The 12,500-nt window shown below is 72.4% G+C and carries 16 protein-coding genes; 8 read left to right on the forward strand and 8 right to left on the reverse strand.

Features of this window, described 5'->3' with window-relative positions:
- Positions 1 to 125: 125 nt before the first annotated feature.
- Positions 126 to 869 carry a FadR/GntR family transcriptional regulator gene (locus tag DJ010_RS12120; RefSeq protein ID WP_109694489.1) on the forward strand — a complete coding sequence of 248 codons (744 nt, stop codon included), beginning with the start codon at positions 126 to 128 and terminating at the stop codon, positions 867 to 869.
- Entirely contained in the window at positions 869 to 1,624 is a 756-nt protein-coding gene (locus DJ010_RS12125) for a PDC sensor domain-containing protein (protein ID WP_109694048.1), read from the forward strand. The genes DJ010_RS12120 and DJ010_RS12125 overlap by 1 nt, the downstream gene beginning before the upstream one ends.
- Before the next feature lie 25 nt (positions 1,625 to 1,649).
- On the opposite strand, the gene DJ010_RS12130 is transcribed toward DJ010_RS12125, so the two are convergent.
- From DJ010_RS12130 to DJ010_RS12150, 5 genes are read right to left on the reverse strand one after another with little or no spacing between them, the layout of a single operon-like run.
- Positions 1,650 to 2,120 carry a carboxymuconolactone decarboxylase family protein gene (locus tag DJ010_RS12130; protein ID WP_109694050.1) on the reverse strand — a complete coding sequence of 157 codons (471 nt, stop codon included), beginning with the start codon at positions 2,118 to 2,120 and terminating at the stop codon, positions 1,650 to 1,652.
- A 21-nt stretch (positions 2,121 to 2,141) separates the two neighbouring features.
- Positions 2,142 to 2,813, reverse strand: a complete 672-nt coding sequence (locus DJ010_RS12135) for a lysoplasmalogenase (RefSeq protein WP_109694052.1) — start codon at positions 2,811 to 2,813, stop codon at positions 2,142 to 2,144.
- Between the two features lie 24 nt (positions 2,814 to 2,837).
- Positions 2,838 to 3,110, reverse strand: coding sequence for a hypothetical protein (locus tag DJ010_RS12140; RefSeq protein WP_109694055.1), 273 nt, complete (start codon positions 3,108 to 3,110; stop codon positions 2,838 to 2,840).
- 47 nt (positions 3,111 to 3,157) lie between these two features.
- Complete coding sequence (locus DJ010_RS12145) at positions 3,158 to 4,123, reverse strand: succinylglutamate desuccinylase/aspartoacylase family protein (protein WP_109694057.1); 966 nt, start codon at positions 4,121 to 4,123, stop codon at positions 3,158 to 3,160.
- Positions 4,123 to 4,611, reverse strand: coding sequence for an ATP-dependent zinc protease family protein (locus DJ010_RS12150; protein ID WP_245927487.1), 489 nt, complete (start codon positions 4,609 to 4,611; stop codon positions 4,123 to 4,125). The genes DJ010_RS12145 and DJ010_RS12150 overlap by 1 nt, the downstream gene beginning before the upstream one ends.
- A gap of 69 nt (positions 4,612 to 4,680) precedes the next feature.
- On the opposite strand from DJ010_RS12150, the gene rimK reads away from it, so the two are divergent.
- From rimK to DJ010_RS12175, 5 genes are all read left to right on the forward strand, one after another.
- A complete protein-coding gene (rimK, locus tag DJ010_RS12155) occupies positions 4,681 to 5,871 on the forward strand; it encodes a 30S ribosomal protein S6--L-glutamate ligase (protein ID WP_109694060.1) in 1,191 nt (396 codons plus the stop codon).
- A gap of 9 nt (positions 5,872 to 5,880) precedes the next feature.
- Positions 5,881 to 7,110 carry an MFS transporter gene (locus tag DJ010_RS12160; RefSeq protein ID WP_245927489.1) on the forward strand — a complete coding sequence of 410 codons (1,230 nt, stop codon included), beginning with the start codon at positions 5,881 to 5,883 and terminating at the stop codon, positions 7,108 to 7,110.
- Complete coding sequence (locus DJ010_RS12165) at positions 7,107 to 7,889, forward strand: glycoside hydrolase family 25 protein (RefSeq protein WP_109694062.1); 783 nt, start codon at positions 7,107 to 7,109, stop codon at positions 7,887 to 7,889. Before DJ010_RS12160 ends, DJ010_RS12165 begins: the two co-directional genes overlap by 4 nt.
- 55 nt (positions 7,890 to 7,944) lie before the next feature.
- Entirely contained in the window at positions 7,945 to 8,289 is a 345-nt protein-coding gene (gene trxA / locus DJ010_RS12170; RefSeq protein WP_109694064.1) for a thioredoxin, read from the forward strand.
- A 63-nt stretch (positions 8,290 to 8,352) separates the two neighbouring features.
- A complete protein-coding gene (locus tag DJ010_RS12175) occupies positions 8,353 to 9,669 on the forward strand; it encodes an MFS transporter (protein ID WP_245927491.1) in 1,317 nt (438 codons plus the stop codon).
- A gap of 14 nt (positions 9,670 to 9,683) precedes the next feature.
- Here DJ010_RS12175 and DJ010_RS12180 read toward each other — a convergent pair whose 3' ends face one another.
- Complete coding sequence (locus DJ010_RS12180) at positions 9,684 to 10,238, reverse strand: NADPH-dependent FMN reductase (RefSeq protein ID WP_109694068.1); 555 nt, start codon at positions 10,236 to 10,238, stop codon at positions 9,684 to 9,686.
- An 83-nt stretch (positions 10,239 to 10,321) separates the two neighbouring features.
- On the opposite strand from DJ010_RS12180, the gene DJ010_RS12185 reads away from it, so the two are divergent.
- Positions 10,322 to 11,074, forward strand: coding sequence for an SDR family NAD(P)-dependent oxidoreductase (locus DJ010_RS12185; RefSeq protein ID WP_109694070.1), 753 nt, complete (start codon positions 10,322 to 10,324; stop codon positions 11,072 to 11,074).
- Between the two features lie 523 nt (positions 11,075 to 11,597).
- Here DJ010_RS12185 and DJ010_RS12190 read toward each other — a convergent pair.
- Positions 11,598 to 11,924, reverse strand: a complete 327-nt coding sequence (locus DJ010_RS12190; protein WP_109694072.1) for a 4a-hydroxytetrahydrobiopterin dehydratase — start codon at positions 11,922 to 11,924, stop codon at positions 11,598 to 11,600.
- A gap of 135 nt (positions 11,925 to 12,059) precedes the next feature.
- The gene (locus DJ010_RS12195) at positions 12,060 to 12,446 is read right to left on the reverse strand and encodes a hypothetical protein (protein WP_109694074.1); all 387 of its coding nucleotides are present in this window, start codon (positions 12,444 to 12,446) and stop codon (positions 12,060 to 12,062) included.
- Positions 12,447 to 12,500: the final 54 nt, after the last annotated feature.

Below are 12,500 nucleotides of genomic sequence, written 5' to 3' on the forward strand. Positions count from 1 at the left end.
ACGTGGTGCTTCTGGTCGGCCGAAAACCTATGAGATCAGTTTTCAAAGGGCAATAGGTCAGGCACAATTCGTGATCTCCCCTCGTGGGGAGGGATCAACGGCGATCCGAGGGAGGTGTGCTCGTCATGGCGATCCAGTTCTACGGGCGCGCCACTGCGGCCGTGTTCGCGCCGCTCGACAGCACCAGCCGCTCGGCCCGGGTCGCCCGCCGCCTGACCGACGCCATCGCCCTCGGCCTGCTGCCCGACGGCGAGCAGCTGCCGGGCGAGGCCGACCTCGCCCAGCAGCTGGGTGTCTCCACCGTGACCATCCGGGAAGCGCTCTCAGTGCTCCGCCAGGAGGGGCTCATCGAGACGCGGCGCGGGCGCGGGGGCGGGAGCTTCGTCCGCGCGCCCGAGGACGGTCCGACCGCCCTGGCGAAACGGCGGCTGGCCGAGGTGAGCCTGCTGGAGCTGCGCGACGTGGGTGACCTCTACGCCGCGATCGCCGGCGCGGCGGCAGCGCTCGCGGCGCGGCGCTGCGACAGCGACGACGTGCGTCACCTCCGGCGGGCGGCGGCCCACCTGGCCGACGCCCAGAAGCCCGATGCCCGGCGGCGCGCCGAGGCGCAGTTCCACATCCAGGTCACGGTCGCGTCGCAGTCGGCCCGGCTGTACCACGAGGAGGTCGGCCTCCAGGCCGAGTTCGGGACGCTGCTGTGGCTCGCGTTCGGCGACGACGACAGCCACGAGCAGATGGTGACCAGCTGCGACGCCGTCGTCGACGCGATCGAGGCGCGTGACGCCGATCTTGCGCGGCGTACTGCCGAGCAGCGGGTCGCCGCCGCGACCGAGCGGCTCATCGACTACCGCTTGAGCAAGGAGCTGTGATGGCCAGGACGTCAACCGCACCGACCGCACCCCACGACCCGAAGGTCGCGGCCGACGTGGAGGCCGTGATCGCCACCCTCGGCGGCATGGTGGAGGCGGCCTTCCACGTCGTCGACCAGATCGCGGGGCTGGTGGCGCGTCAGGTCGGCGGGCCCGGCGCACGGACCCGGGCCCGGCTGGCCGGGGTCGAGGATCTGGCCGGCAGCTACGTCGGCGACTCCCAGCACCCGGTGCGCGGCGCCGGCTTCGTCGCCGCCGTCGGCTTCCTCGTCGACCAACCGTGGTGGCTGGAGTGGTTCGCGGCGGGCGAGGACGGCCGTTCGCACCGGATGGTGAGCCAGACCGACCCCGACGGTGCGGGCTTCTACGACTACGAGTTCCTGCCGTGGTACGTCGTCCCGCGCGACACCGGGCACCGCCACGTCACCGGGCCCTACATCGACTACGTCTGCACCGACGACTACAACATGACCTACACCGCCCCGGTCGTGCTCGAAGGCCGCTTCGCGGGGGTGGCCGGTGCCGACGTCGGTGTCCAGACCGCGGAGTCGATCCTGATGCCGTCCCTCCGCGCGGCATCGCGGCGCGTGGCCGTCGTCAACCAGCAGGGCCGCGTGGTCGCGAGCAACAGCGGCCGGCACCTCTGCGGGGACCTGGTCTCCGACGTCGACGTCCCCGCGCTGTGGGAGCGCCCGTCACCGGCACTGCACGTGCTCCCCGGGCTCCCGCTCGGCGTCCTGGAGCTCGGCTCCTAGTCCGACCGCCGCGCTCGCCCTCCGGTCACCGCACCGGGTGGTGGCTGACGATCGAGAGCCGGTTGAAGGAGTTCATCATCACCGCCGCCCAGGCGACGACCGCATAGGCCTCGTCCCCGAGCACCCGGCGGGCGGCGTCCTCGACCTCCTCGCGGACCGCGGGGGCGGGCAGCCGGGTGACCACCTCGGCCAGCTCGAGCGCGGCGCTCTCGGCGTCGTCGAAGAGCGCGGTCTCCTGCCAGGTCTGGAGCACGGCGAGCCGGCGCGGGTCCTCGCCCAGCCGCAGCGCCTTCTTGCTGTGGACGTCGAGGCAGTAGGCGCAGCCGTTGATCTGGGAGACGCGGAGGTTGATCAGCTCGAGCAGGCTCTCGCTGAGCCCGGCGGCGTCGGCCGCAGCGCGGATCTGCTTCGAGGTGTCGGCCAGCTCGGCATAGATCTCTGGAACTGCCTTGTCGAGGTAGAGCGGTCCCTCGGCAGCTTCGGTCGTCGGGCTCATGCGGCGAGCCTAGGCGAAGCGTCAGAGGCGGCCGACGCCCTCGCTGATGAGCAGCTGGGCGCCGGTGTAGGTCGCCATCACCGCGCCCTCGATCCGCGGGTCGGGGTCGGTCAGCACGAACTTGCGGACGCCGAGGACCGAGTCGGAGGCGAGGAACGTCAGTGCGCCGGCCGCGATCAGCCGGCGCGCGGCCGGCCGTTCGGCGGCGTCGAGCCGGGTGGCGGCGACGACCATCGCGACCAGGGTGGCGGAGTACGTCGCGACCACGGGCGCGACGCCGTCGCGCCGGGACCGCCAGGCCATCAGCGGTGCGCTCGTCGCCCAGAGCGCCAGCAGCGCGCGGGACCGCGGGTCCTGCGCGAGCGTCGGCTCCTGGCGGCGGCGCGGCACGAACGCTGCGAGGTAGGCGAGGTGGCCGAGGCCGAAACCGGTGGTGCCGACGACGAACGGCTTGCGCTCCTCGCTGAGCAGGCCGACGTCGCCGACCCAGCCGCCTGCCTGCGCCGCCAGCACCGGGAGCCGCGCGGACGACGAGCCGGGCGTGGCCGCGAGCGAGGCGGCCAGGGTCGGCATCAGCAGCGGCTTGGTGACGAACCGCGCCTTGTGCGCGGCGGGGCGGGACGACATCGAGAGCGCGGTGTCGACCACCGCGAGGGCGCCGTACGCCGCCTTGAGCCGGGTCGCGAGGGACATGACCGGACGGTAGCGGGTGCCGACCTACCTCTTCCCGACGACCGCGGCGTGGACCTCCTCCAGCATCGCCTTGAGCTCGGGCAGCTGCTTGACGAGCGCGATCTCTTCGGCCAGCTCGGTGAGCAGGCCCTGCACCTGGGCGAGGACCTCCTTGGTCTCGGCCAGCGTCGTGTCGGCGCTGCCGAGCGTCCCCTCGACCGTGGTCAGGGTGCCGCCGACGGTCACGAGCGTCTCGTTCGCGCTCTCCAGCGTCTTGTCGGCCTTCTTCAGGATCTGGCCGACCGGGTTCAGCGCCATGTCGGCGTCCTCTCGATCGTTGGCTGGGGGGTGGCAGACAGCATTGCTCAGTGGTCCGCCGGCTCCACGGACGCGATGTGGACGAGAGCGTCGCCGGCGTTGACGATCGGCGCGCGGGTGAGGCCGACGACGATGCCGGAGCGGTCCGCGCGGACCAGGCGGACCCGGCGGCCGAACGTGTCGGAGAGTCCGCCGAGCCGGTCGCCGGCGGCGACCACGTCGCCCAGCTTGGTCTCGAGCTTGAGGATCCCGGTGCCGCGGGCGCGGACCCAGCCGGTGCTGCGCGACTCGAGGGTCGGTCCGGGTTCGTCGTCCGGGTCCGGGTCGATCATCCCGAGGAACGCGAGCACCCGGCGGATGCCGACGACGCCGGTCGCGATCGGCTCGTCGTCGAAGCGGAGCGCCTCCCCCGCCTCGTAGAGCAGCACCTTGGCGCCGACGTCGAGCGCCGCCTGGCGCAGCGAGCCGTCCCGGAGCCGCGCGTGCACCATCACCGGCGCTCCGAACGCCTCCGCCAGCGCGCGCGTGCGCGGGTCGTCGAGGTCGGCCCGGATCTGCGGCAGGTTGGCGCGCTTGTCGGCCGCGGTGTGCAGGTCGACGCCGACCTCGCACTTCGCGACCACCTCGGTCATGAAGAGGTGCGCGATCCGGCTGGCGAGCGAGCCGCGCGGGGATCCGGGGAACGAGCGGTTGAGGTCGCGACGGTCGGGCAGGTAGCGGTCGCCGGCCATGAAGCCGAGCACGTTGACGACCGGTACGGCGACCAGCGTGCCCCGGAACTCCTTGGGCTGCAGGGTCGCGATCAGCTCGCGGATCACCTCGACGCCGATGACCTCGTCGCCGTGGATGGCGCCGCTGACCCACACCGTCGGGCCGTCCTCGCGACCGTGGACGACCCGGACCGGGAGGCTGACGTCACCGCCGGTGACCAGCCGGGTGATCGGCAGCTCGACGTCGCGAGCGGCGCCGGCGCGCACCCGGACGCTGCCGATCGCGAAGGACTCGCGCACCATCAGGCGTCGTCCTCGCCGCGGCCGCGGTTGCGCCGCCGGACGACCCGCTCGGGCCGGCCGCCGAGGTAGGACCGGCGGGGGTCGACGACGAAGCCCTGCCGCAGCGCCTCGCGCCCGACCAGCAGCCGGAACCCCATCTCGTCGCGGCGGGTGAGGGTGAGCTCGGTGGTGACGCGGCGCAGGCCGATCCGGATCGCGACGAGCACGACGTACCGCTCCTCGACGTGGCCCGACGAGCTGCGCACGGAGCGCACGTCGTGGACCGGGAGCTCGGCGGTGATCGAGTCGGCGGCGCTGCGCTGCCAGGGGTGGATGGAGAACCGGACCCACGGCGCGCCGTCGCGCTCGAACGGCTCGAGGTCGAACGCATGAAGCGCAGAGGTTCGGGCACCGGTGTCGAGCTTGGCCTTGATCCACTCGACCCCCAGCTCGGGGAGGCTCACCCACTCGCGCCACCCGGCGACGCTGGTTAGATGGGATCTCGGCACGACCCCCATCCAAGCAGGCCGCACCCACCCGGGTCGGCACCTTCCGTCCCCCGACCGGTCAGGCACTACGTGAAGCTGGCGATCCTCTCGCGCGCCCCGCGCAGCTACAGCACGCAGCGGCTGCGGACCGCCGCGCTCGACCGTGGCCACACGGTGAAGGTCCTCAACACGCTGCGGTTCGGCATCGACCTGTCCGGGGACGAGCCGGACCTCCAGTTCCGGGGACGGCCGCTGTCGTCGTACGACGCCGTGCTGCCGCGGATCGGCAACTCGATCACCTACTACGGCACCGCGGTGGTGCGGCAGTTCGAGCAGATGGACGTCTACACGCCCAACACCGCCGGCGGCATCACCAACTCCCGCGACAAGCTGCGCGCGACCCAGATCCTGTCGCGGCACGGGGTGGCGATGCCGGCGACGACGTTCGTGCGCGACCGCGCCGACGTGATCCCCGCGATCGAGCGGGTCGGCGGTGCGCCGGTCGTGATCAAGCTGCTGGAGGGCACCCAGGGCATCGGCGTGATCCTGGCGCCGACGATCAAGGTCGCCGAGGCGATCATCGAGACCCTGCAGAGCACCCGGCAGAACGTGCTGATCCAGCGGTTCGTCAAGGAGAGCAAGGGCCGCGACATCCGCGCCCTCGTCGTCGGAGACCGGGTGGTGGCGGCGATGCGGCGGTCCGCGCAGGGCGACGAGTTCCGCTCCAACGTGCACCGCGGCGGCAGCGTGGAGCGGGTCGAGCTCGACGAGGAGTACGAGCAGGTCGCCGTCCGCGCCGCCCAGATCATGGGCCTCAAGGTCGCCGGCGTCGACATGCTCGAGGGCCGGAAGGGGCCGCTGGTGATGGAGGTCAACTCCTCCCCCGGCCTGGAGGGCATCGAGACCGCGACCAAGCTCGACGTCGCCGGCGCGATCATCGACTACATCGACAACCAGGTCGCGTTCCCGCACATCGACGTCCGCGAGCGGCTCAGCGTGTCGACCGGCTACGGCGTCGCGGAGATCGTCGTGCACGGCGACGCGGACCTGGTCGGCCGGCCGCTCGGCGACTCCGGCCTCAGCGAGCGCGACATCACCGTCCTCACGCTGCACCGCGGCGTGCAGGTCATCCCGAACCCGCGGCCGCGGCACGTCCTCGAGGACGGCGACCGGCTGCTGTGCTGGGGGAAGCTTGAGGAGATGCGGTCGATGATCCCCGAGCGCCCGAAGCGGCGTTCACGGGTCAAGAAGCTGCCGAAGAACCCCATCCACGACGACTAGCCTTTCTCGGTGCCCGCACCGCTCCCCGAGGTCGACCAGGCGCCGTCGTACGCCGAGGTCTCGCTGCGGCGGCGCTGGGCCATGCTCGCCGTCGGCACGGCGGCGCAGGCCTCGTCCGCGACGACGGTGCACGGGCCCGCGTTCCTGATCCCGGTGCTCCACGACCGCGAGGGGATGTCGCTCGCGGAGGCCGGCCTCGTCGCCGCCGCCCCGATGGCCGGCCTCATGTTCACGCTGGTGCTGTGGGGGCTGGTGGTGGACCGTCGTGGCGAGCGGTTCGCGCTGATGACCGGGATGAGCGGCGTGGTCGCCGGCGGACTCGCGGCGGTCCTGGTCGACGGGCCGTGGCAGGTGGCGGCCGCACTCTTCTTCGCGGGCGCCTGCTCGGCCGCGACCAACGCCGCGTCCGGGCGGATCGTGGTCGGCTGGTTCCCGCCGGAGCGCCGCGGGCTCGCCATGGGCATCCGCCAGTGCGCGCAGCCGCTCGGCGTGGGGCTCGGCGCGCTGACGATGGCCTTCCTGGCCGACGCCCACGGGATCGCCGCCGCACTGTGGGTGCCGCTGGTCGCGGCCGCCGTCGCGCTCGTGCTCGTCGTGCTGCTGGTGATCGACCCGCCCCGGCCCCCGGCCACCGAGCGCGCCGGAGCTCCCAACCCCTACCGCGCCGACCGCTACCTCGCGCGCATCCACTCCACCTCGATGCTGCTGGTCGTGCCGCAGTTCGTGGTGTGGACCTTCGGCCTCACCTGGTTGGTCGACGAGCTGGGGTGGGCGGCGGGCTTCGCGGGCATCGTCGTCGCCGGCACCCAGCTGCTCGGCGCGGTCGGACGGATCGGCGCCGGCCACCTCTCCGACCTGGTGCGCAGCCGGACCCGGCCCATGCAGTGGATCGCCTGGGCGGCTGCGGCGACCATGCTCGCGCTCGGCGTCGCGGCGGCGGGATCGGGCCCGGTCGTCGTCGCGATCGCCGTCGCGCTGCTCGTCGTCGCCTCCACCGTGACCGTCGCCGACAACGGGCTGGCCTACGCCGCCGTCGCCGAGCGCGCCGGCGCCTTCTGGTCCGGCCGCGCGCTGGGCATCCAGAACACCGGGCAGTACGTCGTCGCGGCCGCCGTACCCCCCGTCGCCGGTGCCGCGATCACCGCCTGGGGCTACGGTGTCGCCTTCGGCCTCGCCGCCGGCTTCGGGCTGGTCGCCGCCGCGGTGGTGCCCGTCGCGGGAGAGCGGCCGCTGACGTGAGGCTCCGCGGCGTCCTGCTCGCCACGGTGCTCGCGCTCACCGCCTGCTCGGCCGGCGACGAGCAGCCGGGGCCGGCAACGCAGAGCGCCGCGTCGTCGACGACGGCCACGCCGCCCGTCCCGACGACCGCCACGTCGACCCGCGCATCGTCAGCACCACCGCCGGCGCCCTCGCCTCGCACGCGACGGGTGCGACACCTGGGCATCGACGCCTCCCACCACCAAGGGGCCATCGACTGGCAGGCGGTGGCCGGCGACGGGATCTCCTTCGCCTACCTCAAGGCGACCGAAGGGACCTCGTACACCGACCCCACGTTCGCCCGGCATCGCGCGGAGGCGTTGGACCTCGGGCTGCGCGTGGGCGGGTACCACTACTTCCAGCTGTGCTCGTCCGGTGCCGAGCAGGCTGCCCACTTCGCGGCGGTGCTCGGCGATCTCCGCGCAGGCAACCTCCTGCCGGGCGCGGTCGACCTCGAGCTGGCGGGAAGCTGCCCGAGGCCGCCTCCTCGCGACGTGCTCCTCACCGAGGTGCGGACCTTCCTCGACGAGGTCGAGGCGGCGACCGGGAAGCAGCCGGTCGTGTACCTGTTCCCTGAGCTCGAGGCGCGGTACGGCTTCGCCGACGAGCTCGGTGACCACCGGCAGTGGGTCCGGAGCCTGGACGGGCGACCCGACCGGGCCTGGTGGATCTGGCAGCGGACCGACAGCGGCACCGTCGCCGGCATCGCCGGCCCGGTCGACGTCAACGTGATGTGGAGCCGCGAGGTCCCCGCGCGCTGATCGTCCCCGGGAACGACTTCCGGAATAGCACCCGCCGTGCGACCGTTGGCCCATCATGGCAACGATCGACCTCACCTCCTCGACCTTCGAGCAGACCGTGCTCGAGAACGACGTCGTCCTCGTGGACTTCTGGGCGTCCTGGTGCGGTCCGTGCCGGATGTTCGCCCCCATCTACGAGAAGGCCTCCGAGGCCAACCCCGACCTGGTCTTCGCCTCGATCAACACCGAGGAGGAGCAGGCGTTGTCGCAGGCCGCGCAGGTCACCTCGATCCCCACGCTGATGGCCTTCAAGAAGGGCCAGCTCGTGTTCCGCCAGGCCGGCGCGCTGCCGGCCCCCGCGCTCGACCAGCTGATCGAGGCGGTCCGGGCGCACGACGTCGAGGCGCCGGCAGCCGAGTAGGCCCCACCGCCCAGACCACCCAGCGATTCGGCCGATGTCGGTGGGCGGCTGCACGATGTCCGGGTGATCGGGATCCGGGCCTTCTGGTCGTCGCTCCCGACCGAGGGTCGGTGGCTGCTGTCGACCGTGGCGATCCAGACGCTCGGCCGCGGGCTGACCCTGCCGTTCACGATCATCTACCTCCACGAGGTGCGCGGGTTCGACCTCGGCCTGTCCGGCACCCTGATGAGCCTGATCGCGATCGCGGGGCTGGTCGTGACCGGCCCGGGCGGGTCGCTGACCGACCGGCTCGGGGCACGCACGGTCCTGCTTGCCGGCTGCGCCTCGATGGCCGCCGGCAACGTGCTGCTCGCCTTCGCGACCACGCCGGCCGGTGCCGCCGTCGCGCTCGTGCTGATCGGCATCAACTTCGGGGTCTCGTGGCCGGCGTTCAACGCACTCATCGCCGCGGTGGTCGAGGGCGACCTGCGGCAGAAGTACTTCGGCGTGAACTTCGCCCTGGTCAACCTCGGCATCGGCGTGGGCGGCATCGTCGGCGGGTTGTACGTCGACGTCTCGGACGCGAGCACCTTCACCGCGATCTTCCTGCTCGACGCCGCCACCGGCCTGATCCCGGCCGCGCTGCTGCTCGGACCGCTGCGCCGGGTCAGCGGGCGGGCCGAGCCGCCGGACGAGGACGGGACGGCGGAGCCGCCGAGCTACCGGGCGATCCTGCGTCGGCCCGAGGTGCTGTGGCTGAGCGGGCTCACCTTCGTGGCGGTCTTCGTCGGCTACGGCCAGTTCGAGGCCGGGTTCCCCGGCTACGGGCGGCAGGTCGCCGAGGTGTCGACCCGGGTCGTCGGGCTCGCGTTCGCCGTCAACACCGCGGTCATCGTCGTCCTCCAGTTCACGGTGCTGAACCGGATCTCCGGCCGCCGCCGCACCCGCGTGATCGCCGTGATGGCCGTCGTCTGGGCGGCGTCGTGGCTGCTGCTCGGCGCAGCCGGGCTGGTGCCCGCCTCCGCGCTCGCCGCGATCGGGATGCTGGCCTTCATGGGCGTCTTCGCGTTCGGCGAGACGCTGATGCAGCCGACGGTGCCCGCGATCGCCAACGACCTCGCGTCCGACCACACCCGCGGCCGCTACAACGCGATCAGCGCCGGCGCGTTCCAGGCCGGCGCGATCGCCGGGCCGGTGGTCGCGGGGTTCCTGCTCGAGCACGACCTGGCCTCGGCGTACGTCGGGCTGATGGTGGTCGGGTGCCTCGGCATCGCGGCGATGGCCTACGCGCTCGAGCGGCGGATCCCGCCCGCCGCCAACGGCGTCCCGGGCGACGCGGCCATCGACCCCTCGGCCGGGGCCGGCGATCCTGCAGCACCGCCGGCGGTCGTGCCGGACTGACAGCTGCGGCTCGGTCAGCTGCGCACGGTCGCGAGCGCGCCGGCCCAGGACTCGAGCTGGTCGAACATCGTGCCCAGCGCCTCGACGTTGGCGGGCTCCGGCTTGAAGTCCTGGAAGTCCTCCCAGTCGTTGTAGAGCGACAGGGCGACCTGCTGGCGGACGTGGGCCATCTGGAGCTCGCTGGCGATCGCGCGCAGGTTCTCGACCGCGCGGGCGCCGCCCAGCGAGCCGTAGCCCACGAAGGCACACGCCTTGTCGTTCCACTCCGCGTAGAGGAAGTCGAGCGCGTTCTTCAGCGCCGCCGAGGTGGCGTGGTTGTACTCGGGCGTCACGAAGACGAAGCCGTCGTACTGCGCGATGGTCTCGGCCCACTTCTTGGTGTGCTCGTGCTCGTACTGTCCCATCGACGGCGGCGTGCCCTCGTCGAGGAACGGGAGGTCGACCTCGCGGAGGTCGATCAGGTCGTAGGAGGCGTCACGGCTCGCCGCCTCCTTGTGGACCCAGTCGGCGACCGTCGCCCCCATCCGGTTGGGCCGGGTGCTTCCGATGATGATTGCGATCTCGGTCATTGGTGTCCGGTACCCGGGTCCTCTGGCCGGAACCGGGGGTCGGGTCGACCCACCCGGAACTAGAACACGTTATCGTTCCGGGCGTGGACCGGTTCGCAGGCAAGGTCGTGCTCGTCACCGGCGCGTCGTCGGGGCTCGGCGCCGCGTGCGCTCGGCTGTTCGCCGCCGAGGGCGCACAGGTGCTGGCCGTGGCGCGGGACGCCGGCCGGCTGTCCGAGGTCGCGGCGAGCGCCGCCGAAGCGCCCGGCTCGATCTCCACCCACAGCGCCGACCTGGCCGACCCGGACGCCGCCGCCGGTGCCGTGGCCGCGTGCGTCGCGGAGCACGGCCGGCTCGACGCGCTGGTCAACAACGCCGGCCGGCACGACTTCCGCCGTACGACCGAGGTCACCCGTGACCAGTGGCGCAACGACCTCGCGGTCAACCTCGACAGCGTCTTCTTCACCTCCCAGGCCGCGCTTCCCCACCTGCTCGAGAGCAGCGGCAACATCGTCAACGTCGCGTCCGTGGCCGGCGTGATCGGCGAGGCCTACTCCGCCGCCTACACCGCCGCCAAGCACGGCGTCGTCGGGATGACCAAGGCCCTCGCCGTCGAGTACGCCCGCACCCCGGTGCGGGTCAACTGCGTCTGCCCCGGCGGTATGGACACCCCGCAAGCGCACACCATCGACGTCCCCGACGGCGCCGACTGGGAGCTCATCATGCGCGTCGCCGCCCTCCGCGGCTTCATGTCCGCCGACCAGGTCGCCCGGGTCGTCGCCTTCCTCGCCTCCGACGACGCCGCCGCCGTCCACGGCAGCATCCTCACCGTCGACCAGGGCCACACGGCGGGCTGACTCCGGTCGCCGGGCGTCGTGGAGCGTCGTCGGTCGTCGAGTAGGAGCGAGCGCAGCGAGCACTCAGGTCGTCGAGTAGGAGCGAGCGCAGCGAGCGACGTATCGAGACGCCGCAACATACCCACAACCCTGCGGAAACCACCCGAGTGCAGGCGTCTCGATACGCCCTCGCGCTAGCGCGCTCGGGCTACTCGACGACCACCGCCGCCCACGTCGTCGAGTAGGAGCGAGCGCAGCGAGCACTCAGGTCGTCGAGTAGGAGGGAGCGCAGCGAGCGCCCAGGTCGTCGAGTAGGAGCGAGCGCAGCGAGCGACGTATCGAGACGCCGCCCACGTCGTCGAGCAGGAGCGAGCGCAGCGAGCACCCAGGTCGTCGAGTAGGAGCGAGCGCAGCGAGCACCCAGGTCGTCGAGTAGGAGCGAGCGCAGCGAGCGACGTATCGAGACGCCGCAACCTACCCACAACCCCGCGGAAGCCACCCGAGTGCAGGCGTCTCGATACGCCCTCGCGCTAGCGCGCTCGGGCTACTCGACGACCGGACCGGAGGGCTCGGCCTCGATTCCCAGCTCCGCGGCAGCGGCGGTGATCTCGCGGGCCAGCGCGACGTCGCGCTCGCTGAGGCCGTCGACCTCGTGGGTCGAGAGCCGCACGGTCACGGACGGGTAGCGGAGGTCGACGTCGGGGTGGTGGTCGGCGGCGTCCGCCAGCTCCCCGATGCGTACGACGAGCGCGACGCCTCGGTCGAAGGAGCCGGTGCGGAACGTGGTGCCGACCTGCCCGGACTCGAGCACGCGCCACTCGGCCACGCCGTCGGCCCGGGTGAACTCCTCGCCGCTGATCTTCTCGACCATGCTCCCGACGGTAGCCCGCCCGAGGGGACCCGCCCATGGTGAACGGGCGGGTGGGACCGTGGTCCCACCCGCCCGTCCTGCAGGGGAGATGTTGAGTTGTGGGGAGGTGCTGACGTCATCGTGTGACGCCGGCGATCACTTCTCCGGGACCGTGATGGTCGCGCTGACCGCCGCCTTGCAACGCGCGGTCTTCTTGACCTTCGCGTAGAACTTCCCGGCCTGGCCGGTGTTGCCGGTGCTCCACACGCCGACGCCGTTCTGGACCTCGGTGGTGTCGGAGACGACCCGGACGTCGTTGCCGCCGCCCTTGGTGCCGATCTGCTTGTAGAGCACGACCGTGCGGTTGCCCTCACAGGCGGCGCGGCTGCTCGACACGGTGCCGAACAGGTCGGAGCCGGCGCGGTCGATGGTCACCTTCGTGCCGGCAGGGGCGGCAGCGGAGGCGTGGGGGGCGAGGCCCAGCGGCAGCGCGATCAGCGCAGCTGCGGGGAGGACGTTACGGATGATGCGAAAGGTGTTCATCGGTGGATCTTTCTGTGTCGGTTCTCTTGGGTTTCTCGTGGGGACTCGTGGGAT

The sequence above is a fragment of the Nocardioides silvaticus genome (genome assembly GCF_003160695.1).
Lineage (GTDB): Bacteria > Actinomycetota > Actinomycetes > Propionibacteriales > Nocardioidaceae > Nocardioides > Nocardioides silvaticus.